General features: G+C 54.0%; 20 protein-coding genes. 5 read left to right on the top strand and 15 right to left on the bottom strand.

The genetic code is table 11. The features are described 5' to 3' along the window. Positions 1 to 80: 80 nt before the first annotated feature. The 15 genes from ACYJL1_RS25090 to ACYJL1_RS25020 form a co-directional block, all read right to left on the bottom strand. Positions 81 to 863, bottom strand: a complete 783-nt coding sequence (locus ACYJL1_RS25090; protein WP_460899796.1) for a flagellin N-terminal helical domain-containing protein — start codon at positions 861 to 863, stop codon at positions 81 to 83. A 183-nt stretch (positions 864 to 1,046) separates the two neighbouring features. Further along, positions 1,047 to 1,796: a flagellar type III secretion system pore protein FliP gene (fliP, locus tag ACYJL1_RS25085; protein WP_460899795.1), complete on the bottom strand. Its 750-nt coding sequence runs from the start codon at positions 1,794 to 1,796 to the stop codon at positions 1,047 to 1,049. Further along, positions 1,793 to 2,275 (bottom strand): flagellar basal body-associated FliL family protein, encoded by a 483-nt coding sequence (locus tag ACYJL1_RS25080; RefSeq protein WP_460899794.1) that lies wholly within the window; start codon positions 2,273 to 2,275, stop codon positions 1,793 to 1,795. The genes fliP and ACYJL1_RS25080 overlap by 4 nt, the downstream gene beginning before the upstream one ends. A gap of 9 nt (positions 2,276 to 2,284) precedes the next feature. Next, on the bottom strand, positions 2,285 to 2,998 hold the full coding sequence (flgH, locus tag ACYJL1_RS25075) for a flagellar basal body L-ring protein FlgH (protein ID WP_460899793.1): 714 nt from the start codon (positions 2,996 to 2,998) through the stop codon (positions 2,285 to 2,287). After that, positions 2,995 to 3,519 carry a MotE family protein gene (locus ACYJL1_RS25070; RefSeq protein ID WP_460899792.1) on the bottom strand — a complete coding sequence of 175 codons (525 nt, stop codon included), beginning with the start codon at positions 3,517 to 3,519 and terminating at the stop codon, positions 2,995 to 2,997. Before ACYJL1_RS25070 ends, flgH begins: the two co-directional genes overlap by 4 nt. Continuing rightward, the gene (locus ACYJL1_RS25065; RefSeq protein ID WP_460899791.1) at positions 3,516 to 4,742 is read right to left on the bottom strand and encodes a flagellar basal body P-ring protein FlgI; all 1,227 of its coding nucleotides are present in this window, start codon (positions 4,740 to 4,742) and stop codon (positions 3,516 to 3,518) included. Before ACYJL1_RS25065 ends, ACYJL1_RS25070 begins: the two co-directional genes overlap by 4 nt. After that, positions 4,739 to 5,215 (bottom strand): flagellar basal body P-ring formation chaperone FlgA, encoded by a 477-nt coding sequence (flgA, locus tag ACYJL1_RS25060; RefSeq protein WP_460900009.1) that lies wholly within the window; start codon positions 5,213 to 5,215, stop codon positions 4,739 to 4,741. Before flgA ends, ACYJL1_RS25065 begins: the two co-directional genes overlap by 4 nt. Before the next feature lie 8 nt (positions 5,216 to 5,223). Then, on the bottom strand, positions 5,224 to 6,012 hold the full coding sequence (flgG, locus tag ACYJL1_RS25055) for a flagellar basal-body rod protein FlgG (protein ID WP_460899790.1): 789 nt from the start codon (positions 6,010 to 6,012) through the stop codon (positions 5,224 to 5,226). Between the two features lie 17 nt (positions 6,013 to 6,029). Next, entirely contained in the window at positions 6,030 to 6,353 is a 324-nt protein-coding gene (locus tag ACYJL1_RS25050; protein WP_460899789.1) for a flagellar hook-basal body complex protein FliE, read from the bottom strand. Beyond that, a complete protein-coding gene (gene flgC, locus ACYJL1_RS25045) occupies positions 6,353 to 6,772 on the bottom strand; it encodes a flagellar basal body rod protein FlgC (protein WP_460899788.1) in 420 nt (139 codons plus the stop codon). Before flgC ends, ACYJL1_RS25050 begins: the two co-directional genes overlap by 1 nt. Positions 6,773 to 6,776: 4 nt before the next feature. Continuing rightward, positions 6,777 to 7,157, bottom strand: coding sequence for a flagellar basal body rod protein FlgB (gene flgB, locus ACYJL1_RS25040; RefSeq protein ID WP_460899787.1), 381 nt, complete (start codon positions 7,155 to 7,157; stop codon positions 6,777 to 6,779). 96 nt (positions 7,158 to 7,253) lie between these two features. After that, complete coding sequence (locus ACYJL1_RS25035) at positions 7,254 to 7,826, bottom strand: hypothetical protein (RefSeq protein ID WP_460899786.1); 573 nt, start codon at positions 7,824 to 7,826, stop codon at positions 7,254 to 7,256. Beyond that, positions 7,823 to 9,127 (bottom strand): flagellar protein export ATPase FliI, encoded by a 1,305-nt coding sequence (gene fliI, locus ACYJL1_RS25030; RefSeq protein ID WP_460900008.1) that lies wholly within the window; start codon positions 9,125 to 9,127, stop codon positions 7,823 to 7,825. The genes ACYJL1_RS25035 and fliI overlap by 4 nt, the downstream gene beginning before the upstream one ends. Positions 9,128 to 9,212: 85 nt before the next feature. Next, on the bottom strand, positions 9,213 to 9,938 hold the full coding sequence (gene flgF / locus ACYJL1_RS25025; RefSeq protein WP_460900007.1) for a flagellar basal-body rod protein FlgF: 726 nt from the start codon (positions 9,936 to 9,938) through the stop codon (positions 9,213 to 9,215). Further along, positions 9,935 to 10,717, bottom strand: coding sequence for a DUF1217 domain-containing protein (locus ACYJL1_RS25020; protein ID WP_460899785.1), 783 nt, complete (start codon positions 10,715 to 10,717; stop codon positions 9,935 to 9,937). Before ACYJL1_RS25020 ends, flgF begins: the two co-directional genes overlap by 4 nt. An 817-nt stretch (positions 10,718 to 11,534) precedes the next feature. On the opposite strand from ACYJL1_RS25020, the gene motA reads away from it, so the two are divergent. The 5 genes from motA to ACYJL1_RS24995 are packed head-to-tail and all read left to right on the top strand — an operon-like array spanning position 11,535 to position 15,269. Continuing rightward, entirely contained in the window at positions 11,535 to 12,407 is an 873-nt protein-coding gene (gene motA, locus ACYJL1_RS25015) for a flagellar motor stator protein MotA (protein WP_460899784.1), read from the top strand. Between the two features lie 9 nt (positions 12,408 to 12,416). Next, positions 12,417 to 13,352: a FliM/FliN family flagellar motor switch protein gene (locus ACYJL1_RS25010; RefSeq protein WP_460899783.1), complete on the top strand. Its 936-nt coding sequence runs from the start codon at positions 12,417 to 12,419 to the stop codon at positions 13,350 to 13,352. Further along, entirely contained in the window at positions 13,333 to 13,845 is a 513-nt protein-coding gene (locus tag ACYJL1_RS25005; RefSeq protein ID WP_460899782.1) for a BAB2_0123 family type IV secretion system effector, read from the top strand. Before ACYJL1_RS25010 ends, ACYJL1_RS25005 begins: the two co-directional genes overlap by 20 nt. 31 nt (positions 13,846 to 13,876) lie before the next feature. After that, on the top strand, positions 13,877 to 14,230 hold the full coding sequence (gene fliN / locus ACYJL1_RS25000; RefSeq protein ID WP_460899781.1) for a flagellar motor switch protein FliN: 354 nt from the start codon (positions 13,877 to 13,879) through the stop codon (positions 14,228 to 14,230). A gap of 10 nt (positions 14,231 to 14,240) precedes the next feature. Beyond that, positions 14,241 to 15,269, top strand: coding sequence for a flagellar motor switch protein FliG (locus ACYJL1_RS24995; protein ID WP_460899780.1), 1,029 nt, complete (start codon positions 14,241 to 14,243; stop codon positions 15,267 to 15,269). The last annotated feature ends 17 nt before the right edge of the window (positions 15,270 to 15,286 follow it).

Below are 15,286 nucleotides of genomic sequence, written 5' to 3'. Positions count from 1 at the left end.
GCGTTGCTCCAAGCCATTTCCAGAAACAAAAAGGCCACGCGCGAGGCGTGGCCAATTTGAGTCTTGCAGAATTGTTCTTATTAGCCGCGGAAGAGCGACAGGATGCTCTGGTTGCCGGAGTTGGCAATCGAAAGCGCCTGAATGCCGAGCTGCTGCTGAACCTGCAAAGCGGACAGACGGGCTGATTCTGCGTTCATGTCGGCATCGACGAGCTGGCCAACACCGCGATCAATCGCATCCATCAGCGAGCTGGTGAAGCTTACCTGTGTATCGATGCGGGTCTTCGCAGAACCGAGAGCGGCGGCGGCTGCCTTCATGGTGTCGATGGCTGTGCCGACTGTTGCAGAAGTCGTAGCCGTTGTCAGAGCGGCTTCGAGATCGAATGCGTCAACTGCCATTGTTGTCACGCCAGTACCGGCTTCGTAACCGGTAACGATGTTCTGAGCAGTGCCGCCAGTCGCGAGCAGGTTAACGCCCTGGAAGGTCGCGCCTTTTGCCATTTCAACGATCTGAGCCTTGAACTGGGCAATGTCGGCATCGATGATCGCACCGTCTGTGCCCGGGGTTTCCTTGGCAACATACTTCGCCTGAATCTTCTGAGCGAGATCAATTGCCTTCGTCAGTGACGTGTAAGCGGTGTCGACGATGGAAGCACCAAGACCAAGACCGTCTTTAACAGCTGTAAGAGCCGAGTTCTGCGTGCGCATGCCGGTTGCAATTGACCAGTATGCAGCATTGTCGGAAGCTGTCGAAACACGTTGACCGGTAGCAATACGGTCCTGCGTTGTTGCAAGGTTCTTGTTTGTTGCGGAAAGTGTCTGAAGCGCAGTCATTGCTGATGCGTTTGTAAGAATGCTAGCCATTGGATGAAGTCCCTGGTGAAATACGGATTGGGACATACCGGATCGACCGGTATAACGGAGCGGCATCATGCCTGTTGTCGTTGTGACAACCCGTTATATGCGTGATGAGTATGCTAAAAATGTTACAGTTTCAATAACGCTCATGATTAATTTTTCCAAATTGGTCAGCGCGCCTGTATCCGGCTAAGAATAGGAACGGATCAGACTGCCAACAAGAATGTTCCAGCCATCGATCAAGACGAAAAAAAGGATCTTGAATGGTAGCGACAGCACGGTTGGCGGCAGCATCATCATGCCCATTGACATGGTGAGCGTTGCCACGATCAGATCAATCACCAGGAATGGCAGAACGATCAAAAACCCGATTTCAAATCCGCGGCGCAGCTCTGAGATCATGAAAGCCGGTACAAGGATGCGCAGATCGACAACTTGATCGGCCTGCGTACGAAATGATTCGTCAGCCAGATCCTCGAACAATCGCAAGTCCTTGTCGCGGACCTGCCGCAGCATGAATTCGCGGAAAGGCGTGGTGATTTCATTGATCGCCACATCCTGAGTGATCTGATTGTTAACCAGTGGCTGCACGCCATTTTGCCAGGCACGGTCAAACACGGGTGCCATGACATAAAATGTCATAAACAAAGCAAGGCTGATCATCACCAGATTGGCCGGTGTGGTTTGCAGTCCAAGCCCGGCCCGCAACATGGAAAACGCAATGGCAAATCGCGTAAAGCTCGTGACCATGATGAGAATGCCCGGTGCAATCGACAGAACAGTCAATGCCGCCAGCATCTGGATGATCTGCCCGCTTGATGATGCACTGCCTTGCGGTATCAAGCCTTCAAGCAAAGACGTTTGTTGAGCCAAGGCCGATCCACCAAGACCAAAGAATAATCCCGCCAAAAGCACCGGCGTCAGAAGACGTCTTTTCATTCCATCACCAGCGCCCAGATATAAACCTTATCGACCTTGCCCTCTGTGCGCATACGTGCGCGTTCCTGCAGATCCGTTCTCAAATATTCAAGTCCGGCTGATCCTCGCAATTGCATCAGGTTCACCGTACGCAGGAACGCCATGAAGTCGGCAGCAACCGCAGTTTTCATTTCATCGGAAATTGTTTCTCCCGGCCGGACAATCAGTCCTGCCTCCAGTCTGATCCAGACATCCTGAGGGATTTTCACATTGGTGAGGATCGGCTTCAATACAACGACGCTGCCGTCAGGCATCGCCTCCACTGACAGAGTTTTTTCTCCTTCCGTGCCAGAAGCAGCCAAAGGTACCGTCAGACCCAATTGACCACCCAGAAACCAGCCTCCGGCGGCCGCCACCAGCGTTAATATGACAATAACAATGGCCAAGGCAGCGACTGAAGGCGCTTTGCGTGTTGGTCCGGAGTCTGTGACAGCGCTCATGATCAGGCTCTAAATCGGCGAAACCGCGTCCAGGACCTGCTGGCCCCATGGCGGCTGTTGCACTTCGCTTTGGCGGCCACGACCGCCGTAGGAAATGCGTGCTTCTGCAATTTTCTCGTAGGAAATCGTATTGTATCCGGAAATATCACGCGGCCTTACGACGCCCGCCACGTTGAGCACACGAAGCTCGTTGTTGACGCGGATTTCCTGCGACCCGCGAATGATGAGATTACCGTTGGGCAAAATGTTCGTGACGATTGCAGCGACCGAAAGATCGATTTTTTCTGATCTTTCAATCTTGCCTTCACCCTTTGTGCGGCTGTCAGAATCATAATCGAAATTGCCGCCAATATTGCTCACCGAGATGCCACTGCCGCCCAGATCCGCCTTTGCACCGTAAATGCCCGAAGCAACGCGTGAGCGATCAGACTTATTATCGAGCTTTGCACGATCATCAATCGAAATGACGACCGTCAGCACATCGCCCGGATTGGTCGCACGCGGATCGCGAAAGAAGCTGGCCTGCCTGTCCTGCCACAGGGAGTACTTCTGCGGGCGAGGTTGTACCGGGTAGTTTGATGGGTCGCTAACGGTAAAATTATGGCCCACGCCTGTGCCGACCGGCGTCATTTCCGGTGGGCGATTGAAGTCACGCGGGTTCATTGCGCAGCCGGAAACCAGAAGTGCGCATGCGAAGGCGATTGGCATTGCCGCTTTTTTCATTGTGCGGTTCTTTCTTTTGTCGACACTACCCGCGAGCCAACAATCACCCGCGCCAGCTTGGATGATTTCTCCGGAGGCATCTCGTTGAGAATGACGCTGGAAACCCGTGGGTTGAGTTTCAGAAGCAGGGCAGCACCAGCCTCATCCCCGAGCAGTGCCATTTGCGCAGCGGCAGCGTCGGGCCGCATCTTCGAGATGATGCTGACAAGCGAATCTTCGGCCTTGTCGATGAATTCGTCACGACGTTTCAGCCAGACTTCATATTCCTGACGCTTGGCGTCTAAAAGCTCGATGCGACTGTCGATATCTTCGCGCAACTGTTGAAGCTCGCGCGTCTGCATCGCATAGCGGGCATCGGCTGCCTTGTCGGTGATATTGGAGCAATACCGGTCAATTTCCTGTCCGGTGTCATCCTGCGTTCTGGCCGTTTCCTGAGAGAAACCGTAAGCCGCCGGCAAAAGCAGAGCCAGTGCAAAGGCAAGAGCCGCAACAGACGTTTTGAGAAGTTGAGGCATAATCATTGGACCACCAGTTCGGCATGAAGAGCACCGGCCGTCTTGATGCCTTGCAGGATCGCGATGATACCCTGAGGCTTAACACCAATCTGGTTCAGCCCTTTGACAAGGCTTTCCAGATCAGTGCCACCAAGCAGCCCGATCTTTGACGTCTGGTTTATGTCGATCTCGGTGTTTGGCTCTACCGCAGTTTCTCCATCTGAAAATGGTTCAGGCTGGACAATTGTCGGTCGTTCGGTCACCCGCACGGACAGGCTGCCATGGCTGATTGCAACACGGGAGATGCGCACTTTTTCGCCAATGACAACGGTCCCCGTCCGCTCATCGACCACCACACGCGCGACTTCATCCGTGACGACCGGCAGGCCTTCAATTTCAGCAAGAAAGCGTGTCGCCGAAATGCTGGCAGGCTTTCGCAGGCGGATCGATTTGGAATCCCGCTCTTTGGCGACGGCCTGTTTGTAACGACGCTTTGCAAAGGCATTGATGGTATCGGTAATACGCACGGCCGTGGTGAAATCGGGCTCGCGCAACTCGACAACGAGTTCGTCATGGCCGAAATTGCCTGTAACTTCTTTTTCGACCAGCGCACCATTGGGAATACGGCCGCTCGTCGGCACACCTTGCGTTATGGTTTCCGCCTGACCTGATGCCGTAAACCCGGAAACGATCATGTTACCTTGTGCAACGGCATAAGTCTGGCCATCGGCGGCGGCAAGCGGTGTCATAACCAGCGTACCACCTGCCAGAGACGTAGCGTCGCCGAATGACGAGACAGTGATATCGATCCGCGAGCCACGTCCGGCAAAAGGCGGCAGATTGGCGGTAACAATCACAGCGGCAATGTTTTTGGTACGTGAGGCACCGGCGGGTGGGCTGATGCCAAGATTATCCAGCATGGCGCGCATCGACTGTTCGGTGAAGGGCGCGCTGCGCAAGCTGTCACCCGTGCCGTTCAAGCCGATGACGAGACCATAACCGACAAGCTGGTTTTCGCGCACACCCTGGATATTGGCTATGTCTTTCAGGCGGGCGATGGCTCCGCCTTCGCCAAGCTGTGATGAGACACCGCCCCAACGGCCATCATCGAGCTCCTTTTGAAAGGCTGTTCGTGCTTGTCCCGGCGTTTTGTAATCCTTGGCATTGGCTGAAGGCTCAGCCGCATGGCCAGCGGGAGATGCTGCAAGCATCAAACCGATAAATGCCATGACGATACGCAGGGGCTTCATTGCATACCGACCTGAATGCTACCGTTAGCAAGCACCGTTCCGGTTACGATAATGCCACTGTCAATATTGCGCACCTTGACGAAATCACCGGAACGTCCTGCCTCCATTGGTATGCCTTTGGCAGTGATAACCAGCGCACCCGTGTCATAGACAATTGGAACTGCCACTCCACGCTGAACAAGATCGGGTTCGTTCACGGCTGTAACCAAAATGGGTTTGCCCGGCAGGAGCGTCTTGCGCGCGACCTTGCCTATCAGTTGATCGGCGGACAGGATATAACTCCCAGCCGCACTGGACTTGATCGTGAACATCTTCTCTTGCAGCTCGTTGCCGCCAATGGCCTGTCCGGGATAGATGATGTGCGATGGAACGATAAAAGCGATGCGGTCTGCCAAAGCCGACGACGCAACGAAGAAGGCAGCAGCAAAAGCGCTTGCCCGCAAAAAACTTTTGATCGTTCCAGTGCCCGTCATCATCACTCTCAGCGCAGGTTCTTCGAAACGACCGAAGCCATTTCATCGGCAGCCTGAATGACTTTGGAGTTCATCTCATAGGCGCGCTGCGCCGTGATAAGATCAGTGATTTCCTTCACCGGATCGACGTTGGAGCTTTCGAGGTAATTTTGCTTCAACGTTGCAAAGCCCGGATCACCCGGAACACCCACGACCGGATCACCGGAAGCATCTGTCTGACGAAACAGATTGTTCCCAAGCGGCTCGAGCCCGGCTTCGTTGGCAAAGTTTGCGATTTGCAGCTGCCCCAGATTAACAAGCTGGGTCTGGTCCGCCATTTTAGCGAACACCTGGCCACTTTCCGTAATCTTCACTTCAATCGCATCGGTCGGAACAACGATGTTCGGTTCAACGAGATTGCCGTCGAGGGTCACAAGCTGGCCGGTACCATTGATGTTGAATGCTCCAGCGCGGCTGTACAAGGTATCGCCTGCCGGGTTCTGTATCTGGAACCAGCCACGGCCAATAAGCGCCACGTCATAAGGGTTGCCCGTCTGGTTGAGCGGCCCCTGTATATGAAGATTGCGCACCGCCGCCGTTTGCACACCAAGCCCAACCATGGCTCCTTCGGGAACGATGCTCTGATTTGCAGCATTAGGCACGCCTGCACTCCGCTCTGCCTGGTACAGCAGATCGGAGAATTCAGCCTTTGCACGCTTGTACCCGGTCGTATTGATATTGGCGATATTGTTCGCAATGACTTCCAGATTAAGCTGCTGGGCGTTCATGCCTGTGGCTGCGATTGTGAGCGCTTTCATTGGGATTCCTTATCCAGCTAAATCGGCATGCGGCTGATTTCGAGGTAAGCCTGAACGATCTTGTCGCGGATTGCGATCGCCGTTTGCAGCGATTGCTCCGCGTCCATGACCGCATTGACGACATCGCGGGTTGGCACATCTCCCGTCATGCTTTTCATCGATACGGCTTCTGCGTTCTGCAGCTTTCCGCTCACCGAATTGGCAAGTTGCGAAAGCACATTGTCAAATGATGGCTGACCGGCGGCGGCTGTCGCCGCTCCGGCAGCAGGACCCTGATTGACCGTTTCGGTCAGTTTGGAAAGGGCATTGCGGGTGGAAACGCTGAGCAGCTGGTCTATCATCAGGAGTTCCTTAAAAGATCGACAGTCATGGCAATCAGCTCGCGCGCTTGCTTGACCACCTGGAGATTGGCTTCATAGGAGCGATTGGCTTCCCGCATATCCGCCATTTCAACGACCATGCTGACATTCGGATATTTGACATAGCCGCGGCTGTCGGCGGCGGGATGGCTCGGCTCATATTCTTCGACGAAGGCGGATGTATCCTTGCCGACTTCGGCAATTTTGACTGTTTCAACGCCTGTTGTGCGATCAAGTTCGGTTGCAAAAGATACGGTCTTGCGCCGGTAAGGATCACTGCCAGCGGTCTTGCCAGTCGATTGTGCATTGGCAAGATTTTCAGAAATAATGCGCAGGCGTGTCGATTGGGCGGAAAGGCCGGATGCAGCGACCTTGAGAGCTGCTTGCAGCGGATCACTCATGCACTTATGCCTTCACGGATGACATCATCATGCGGTGAAACGCCTTGACGATGCTGGTGTTGAGCGCGAACTCGCGGTTGATCTCGCCGGATTTCACCATCTCCATTTCGAGGTTGACGGTGTTTTTGGAGTGGTTTTGTTCGGTCACTGCATCCTTGCGCAGGGCAGTTGCCGCAATGCCTGAGGCATCGATTTCCAGATGTTTCGAATTGGTCGCGGCCATTGTTAGTTGCGACTGGGCAAGTACGTCATGGAACGGTTCGACATCGCGAGCCTTGAATCCTGGCGTATTTGCATTGGCAACATTTCCTGAAACCGCTGCCTGTCTTACTGACAGCCACTCAGCCTGACGCGATGCCAGATCGAACAGATGAATTCCCTGCATGTGCTCCCCGCAGCCGAACCGATTAACCCGTTCTTAATACATACGCAGCCAGGCTTGCGTGAGACTTGCGGCGGCGTCAGCTTCAGCCAATTTGCTCTAGAATGTCCTGTCGATAACATCCCCGTCGGAAGTCTTGATGTTCCAACTTCCGGGCGCTGTTCCCCGCTGTATGGCCACCAATGTGCTTCCGTCCGGCAGGGGCGAGCCTTTCTCGACGAACCAGTAACCTGTTTCGTCCTCTATCATCACCAGTCCGCCCACAACCTCACGAACAAGAAATTGTGGTTTTCCTGGAAAAGGCTGTTCGCTTGCATCCTTGATCTTGGAGAGCCTGTCAGCTGTCAGCTCTGACGTTGTGGCCGTTGTCATCGGGTCAAGCTCTTCGCTCGAACTGGGTAATGTGGAGGTGCCCTTTCCCCGTGTCTCGCGTACAACCTTCTGGTTTGTTCGGTTGAGTGGATCACGCACCTGGATACCGGAAGCTTCGGGCTTGGCACGCGCATCAAGGACATCGTAGTACATGACGAATGGCAGGACGAAGGACACCACCGCCAACACAAAACCCGCCATTTTCAGATAACCGTCGAAGCGCTTGTCGCGTTGCTTCGGTAAAGGCGTCTCAAGATCAATCGGTGCGGAATTTGCCGTGTTCGGTTGTTGTTTTGTCATGGTTGCTCCGTTGGCCGCAAGGCCGTAGCAAGGTCGCTATAGGGATCCTGAGACAGCGGTGAGGCTGGCGTCTGCTGCATTGTTCCGTAAATAAGCGGCACAAGATGAACGGCCTGATCAATCTGCGGGTCGCTGCCAGCCTGATAGGCGCCGATCATGCGAAGATCGCGCGTTTCCTCAAACCTTGAGATCAGACCGCGCAAGCTGGTTGCAAGCTTTGCCTGATCCGGAGTCCAATTATGGTGCGCCAGACGTGATATCGATCCCAGAATATCGACTGCCGGAAACCGCCCTTGGGCCGCTATGGCTCGATCGAGCACGATATGGCCGTCCAGTGTGCCACGAATGGCATCTGAAATGGGATCGTTATGGTCGTCGCCATCGACAAGAACAGCATAAAGGCCGGTAATCGTGCCGTGGCCTTGCAAACCCGGCCCTGCCCGCTCAAGGAGCCGCGGCAACTGGCTGAAAACGCTCGGCGGATAACCGCGCGACACTGGCGGTTCACCCGCAGCAATAGCGATTTCCCGTGCCGCATGGGCAAAGCGCGTAATCGAATCCACGATCAGTAGCACATTATCGCCGCGATCACGGAAGTATTCGGCAATCGCAGTAGCGGTGTTGGGCGCAAGTCGCCGCATCATCGGGCTTTCATCGCCTGTGGCAATGACGGCAATGGTTTTGTCCAGTTTGCCAGCCATTGTGTCTTCAAGCATGTCGCGCACTTCGCGCCCACGCTCACCGGTCAGTGCAAGAACAACTGTGTCAAAATCGGCGGCTTTGGTCATCATCGCAAGCAGTGTGGATTTACCGACGCCGGAACCAGCGAAAACACCCATACGCTGGCCAAAACACATGGGCACAAAGACGTCGACGACATTGACGCCGCTGCGCAAGCCTTTTTCCACGCGGTTCCTGTTCATCGCAGAAGGCGCCGCACAGTCGACGGGCACTGCTTCAGGGCCAGCGGTCATCAATCCCTTTCCGTCGAGCGGTTTACCCAATGCATTGATAACCCTGCCTTTCCAATCGGGTGCAGGTGCGATGCGAAATTGGCCTTCAGGAAACACCGGACTGCCCAGCGATGGCGTAATCCGGTCGTCAAATGGTTTGATCAATGTTTGAGTTTGCTCAAGCCGCACGACTTCCGCAGGATGAAGCTGCTGATCACATCGGATCATCACGAGATCGCCGAGCTGCACCTTGTCCGAGATACCCCTCACCCCGATTGCCGATCGCGATACTTCGCTGACATATCCGCCAACAGCAATAGATTTGCACGCCTGGTTTGCCTGTGACATCAGGCGCGACAGACTGTCGAGCTTCATTGCCCCGGTATTCATAGTCTGTAGAGCATTCTCAAGCGCAGTCATGAAACGCAGGACATCAAGACGATGATCCGAGGGTTTTGATAGCGCTCGTGAATGTCGCTTCACTACCGCTGAGCAATGCATTCACACGTTCGAATGCCCGGGTAACGTTCATCAGCCGGGTCATTTCGCTGATAGCATCAACATTGGAGCCTTCAACCGCGCCCTGGATGACACCGGCATCTGGATTATCAATCACAGGCTGGGCGGCAACACTCGGTATGATTGAAGAATTATCGAAATAGCTAAGCTTTGCACCAGGATCGATCGTGAACAATCCAATGGCACCAAGCTGACGGCCATTCTGATAAACCGCACCATCCGAAGATATTTCCGGTGGACCGCCATTGGGATCAATGATCAGCGGCTGCCCTCCGGCGTCGAGTATGGGATATCCCCTGACCGATTGCAGCTCTCCGATTGTCGACATCTTCATTCTGCCGTCACGGGTAAACACTTGCCCCGCAGGTGTCTGCAGCGAAAACCAGACATTTCCCTTGGCAGCAACGTCGAGCGGATTGCCAGTCTGATTGATCGGTCCCGCTTCAGTCTTGATGAAGCTTTCACCAGCGCTGACGAAGCTGGAGTTCTTGGCCGCCTTTGACACCATCGCATCGAACTTCATGCCGGTTGCCCTAAATCCGGGTGTCGACATGTTTGCCACATTATGTGCCAGCACATCCAGCCGGCGTTCCAGCGATATCTGTGACGAAAGGCCTACATAAATGGAATTTTCCATCAGCGCCCTCCAAGTTTGAATGATTGCAGGGTTGCAAGAATGCTGGGCGATATACCGATTTCCGCCGCCCCGCCAAACAATTGCACTGAGGGAGCCATATTCGTGCTGGGATTGGCCATGTCATACATGGCTGTAAACCGGACAAGAAGTTTCTCGACCTTCGCTGGATCCTTCAAATCCTTGAGATCAAGTTTCTCCTCGACCATCTTGGCCTGACGATCAATATCAAGTGCGGATGTCTGTTTGGGGATGTTGAAGGTTGTCTGGAAGACCGCAAGCAGACGCTTGTCGCCAAGTATCTCATAGGCATTGGTGATGGATGAAGCCTTGCGGGAAAAATAAAGCGCCAGACGTGCGCCGTCGCTTTGCTTGCCAGTTTCCTGTTCAAGCGTCATCTGAACATAACTATCAACAACGCGCTGCAAAACAGCAGGGTTTTCGGTCGTCTTGTCGCCCAGTTTGGCGAAATCGAAAGCTGTGGCAAATTCCTTGTAGCGGGTATCGGTCAGCTTGTTGGCAAAACTTTCCCTGTTCTCGACACCTTCAGTCAAAACTTTTTTGATGAATGCTTTGGCATAGGCCATATCTTCCAGCCCGAAGGCTTTCAATGCATAATTATATAGCTTGGTATCCTTCATCAGATCATCGATGGTTTTCACCTTGCCGATGTTTTTCAAATAGTAGTCGCTGTCGCGCTGTACCATTGGCTCTTTGGCAATGCGCGCAAGTGAGCGCGGCAGGTCCGCAGCAATCAAACGGTAGCTCGTCATCGTACTGGTCATGATGCGCCTTTCAGGAAGCTCTTGCCTGTTTGTCGCAAATCAAGCTTGTCTGAAACTGTTGGAGTTGACTGCAGTTGAACTGGTGCGTGGTTCGACAAGCTCACCATGAGGGAGATTTGTGGATTGCAGGGAGCCATATTCTGAAGCCCTGAAGGTTATCTGTGCAGTTCACCGACTTCCCTCATGGTGAGCTTGTCGAGCCACGCATTGACCTCAACGCAATCAACTCACCTCCCTCATCCTGAGCTTGTCGAAGGGCGCACTTGGTTTGTGCAAATCAGGCTTCCAAAAACAATCACCAAAAACAATCACCAAAAACTTATCCAACAGTTCCCGCGCTGAATTATTCTGCTCGTGTCCTTCCCGCGGGAAACAGCTTCCGGAGCCGTTCGAAGTTTGGGGAAGGATGGGCGCCTCCGATGGCGGGTTACGGACCCGCTATCCGGGGAAGTTCTGTCCAAGGGTTCCCCTGCCGTTACCAGGAACGGCGCGTGCTGGACGAGCACTTTAAGGGGCGCAAGGCGAACGCATGGCGTGCCGCAAATGGCATTTCATGATTAGCCCGAAGCCTCCCAAGCGGAACGGGCAGAATGCAAAATCGCCGGACGGGCGGTCTTCGGATCGCTTGAATTACTACAAAGACGCGCTTCGATGACCGCCCGTCTTTCCCACCACAAGCAATAGCCAGACGCGAAAGCGGGCGTGGCAAGGAGAGGCCTCACCTGTTCTTTGAAAATCAGACTCCATTCCGGCTGCAAGGTTCACGCAAGCCGGCCTTGATAGCTCTGGAACACTGGCGAACATGCAGGAGCAGGTTTTGGGTATTCTGATTGGACTGGTCGTAACAATGGGTTGCCTGCTTGGCGGCTTTATCGCCATGGGCGGGCACGTTGGAGTTCTGATACAGCCATGGGAATTCGTCATTATCGGCGGTTCTGCACTTGGCACTTTCCTGGTGGCCAATCCTTTTTCAGCAGTTAAAGATTCCGGGCGTGCCTGCATGGAGGCCTTCACCGATAAAGTACCCAAGCAGCGCGATTATCTCGATGTGCTTGGCGTACTTTATGCCCTGATGCGCGAACTACGCGCAAAGTCGCGCAATGAGGTTGAAGTTCACATCGACAATCCGAATGAATCGACCATCTTCCAGACGTTTCCCAGTGTTCTTAAAAACCACGACCTGACGCATTTCATTTGTGACTACTGTCGCCTGATCATCATCGGTAATGCACGTTCGCATGAGATTGAGGCTCTGATGGATGAAGAGATTCACACGATATCCCGCGATAAGCTGAAGCCTTATCATGCAATGGTCAGTGTGGCGGAAGGGTTGCCCGCACTTGGCATCGTCGCCGCAGTTCTTGGCGTCATCAAAGCCATGGGCGCTCTCAATGAGTCGCCTGAAATTCTTGGACACCTCATCGGCGCAGCTCTTGTTGGAACTTTCGCGGGCATCTTCCTTTCCTACGGTGTCGTGGGCCCGATCGCCACCAAGATCAAGACAACCCGCGAGAAGCAAAACAGGCTTTACATTATCGTCAAGCAGACATTGCTGGCTTACATGAATGGTGCCCTGCCCCAGATCGCACTCGAATATGGCCGCAAGACTATTTCCGCCTATGATCGTCCATCCATTGACGTTGTGGAGCAGGAAACTCTCTCCCCAGCGCCTGCGCAGCAAGCGGCTTAAGGTTCTGTGATGGAGGTCGAGGCCGAGCACAAAAAACCTGACGCACTGGCGGATAGCATCCTGCGGGCAGCAGGCCTTTCAGTCGATGATCTGAAATCCTTTGAAACGGTATTTCGCGATTTGGCCTCGTCGCTTGGCACCAGGATTGCCGCACAAACCGATGCGGCTGTCACTGCTGAATTCCTTAACATTCGATCCCTCGAGAAAGAAGCCGCAACCGACGCGATCCAGGGCTCAGCCTTGGTGGGAATGGTTTCTGTGCCAAAATGGGGATCGAGAATTCTCCTGGCCGCCGACCGGAGCTTTGTCGACTGTGGGATTGAAGCTCTCTTCGGTTCCGGCGGCAGTTCCGAGACGACAACCGCCATGAGACCCTTCACATCCGTGGATATGGGGATTGTGCGACAAATATTCCGCGATGTCACATCTTCACTCGATCATATGTTCTCCAGTGGCGAGCCGCTTTTTCAGATGGGTGAGCTTGCCGAAGCTGCCCACCTTGCGCCAGGCACGGTGACCGAAGCGCGAATGGTAGCTTGCACCATCGGCTTGAATGTAACGGGCCGTTCCGGTCACCTGTCCATTTTATTGCCGCGCTCTGCTTTCCGGCCAATGCAAGACGCAATTGCCCGCCTGTTGCGCCAGCCCGCTCATCATCTTGATCCGACCTGGGCCAAGAAGCTGCGACTGGAAGTCAGTCGCGCGCATATCGAAATTGAAGCCTATTTGCAGCAAGGCTCGATGACCCTTGAGCAAATCGCCCTGTTGCGTCCGGGACAAGTTCTGCATTTGCCCAAGGATGCAATCGATCAGGTCCGTCTGCGCAGTGGCGATCAGGCGCTTTACAAGTGCCGCCTTGGCAAAGCGGGAACTACATTCACCGTTCGTATCACCGATCCCGTCAACGAAGAAGAGGACCTCCTTGATGAGCTTGCTGCTGGTTAATCTGATCTTGTTAGGTTTAAGTGCTGTGTCATTGATTGTGTTTTTTGCGGCGCTGCGCAAAGCAAGCAAACTGACAGCAATGAGTCGGCTTATGGCCAATCAGGTCGCAAGTTCGGCGAACAATCTTCAGAAAGCATTGGCCATCCTTCAGGCAGAGCGGGAGATCTGCCGGGACGAAAGCATCCGGCTTGAAGCACGCCTCAAAGACTCTGATCGGGTACGTTCGGAAATGGCGCGTGCCATGGAGCTGATAAAGCGAGCACGGCTTGATCTGAATGAAGACGCGCTCGTAGCCGCCGCCATGCAGCAACCAGCGGCTGCGCCTCACATAGTCCACCCCACGATCAAGATGAACCCTGTCAATCATTTTGTCAGCGATCAGCTCAAATCGGCACCGCAAACGCATGTTGGTTCGAACGAACCAGCGCGTACATTGCCAGTTTTCGTCAACCGTATCGTCCGCTCCAGCGACGTTGCGGGTGCCGTTCTTTAACCCCTCCTCCGCATTCGGGATCATTCGCATCATGGCTATATCGGACAAGAATTCGATCGAAGATGAATTGAACGACGCAATTGAAGAACTTCAGCGCGATGAACCGCAACCGGCCCGAAAACCAGCCGGATCCAAACCCAATATTGATCTCATCATGGGTATTCCTGTTGATGTACAGGTTGTTCTGGGCAGTACGTCCATGCCGGTCGCGAATCTCATGAAGCTTGGACGCGGCTCTGTTGTGACGCTTGATAAACAGATTGGCGATCCGGTCGATATTGTCGTCAACGGTCGTGTTATCGCCCGTGGCGAAGTGATCGTTCTTGAAGATGACAGTTCAAGGTTTGGCGTCAGCCTGACTGAAGTCATCGGTAGCGGACATTAAGCATCGTCCCATGAGCGATCAAGCAACCGAAGAAGCTTCTAGCGCCATTCAGGATTTATCGGGGCCTGAGAAGGTGGCAGCGTTGCTCGTCGCCATCGGGCGGCCATCTGCATCCCGTCTCCTCAAGCATTTCACAGCGGATGACTTGCGTTCTCTGGCGATACACGCGCGCAAGCTCGAACCCATCACACCGGGCGATTTCGAGGAACTGGTAAAGCAGTTCGAAAACGCATTTGCCGATGGTGCGCCGGTGTCCGAAGCTGGCATGCGTTTTGAAGGCTTGTTGCGTGAATCTCTGACCGCTGATGAGGCAAGTGCGGTTATTGAGAACCGTCGTCCTGAACTTTTGGCTCAAGAATCCGTTTGGGACCAACTGCCGCGAATTCCTGTCGATATTTTGCACGCCTATCTCGTTGCCCAGCATCCACAGGTCACCGCCTATGTCATTTCCCGCCTGCCTTCCGACATAGCAGCGAAGCTGCTTATTCGTTTTTCACCGGCGACACGAAGCACACTGATCCAGCGTACGTTGCATATCCGTAAGGTGGCACCGGCTGTCTCTGCTATGCTCGAAGCCATTTTGCAGCGGGAAGTGACTGGAAAGGACACTACTGCTTCCGAAAACAGTCACCACGGCACGATCGCGAATATTATCAATCAGCTCGAAAAATCGGAAATTGATGAACTGCTTGGTGATCTGACAGATCTGGGTGCAGACGACCTTGCAAAGATCAAGGCCAAGCTGTTTACATTCGAGGACATTGCCCGTCTGTCGCAACGCTCAAGGCTTGTCCTCTTCGATGACATTCAGACCGATGTTGTTACCACAGCCCTGCATGGTTGTGAGCCGCAGCTCCAGGAACTCATTCTTCAGTCGCTATCGACACGCGGGCGCCGCATGGTTGAGACAGAACTCTCCAGCCCGAACAATATCAATGCCAATGCCGTAACGGAGGCCAGGCGCTCTATTGCACGTACCGCAATTGCTTTGGCTGAACGCGGCGATCTTCGCCTTGAGCCCGAGCAGGTCGGACCTTGACGGAGCAGTCTTGCTAA

The organism is Phyllobacterium sp. K27 (assembly GCF_054796155.1).
Note: the sequence above shows the minus strand (reverse complement) of the source record. Positions and strands in the feature narration are given on the sequence as shown.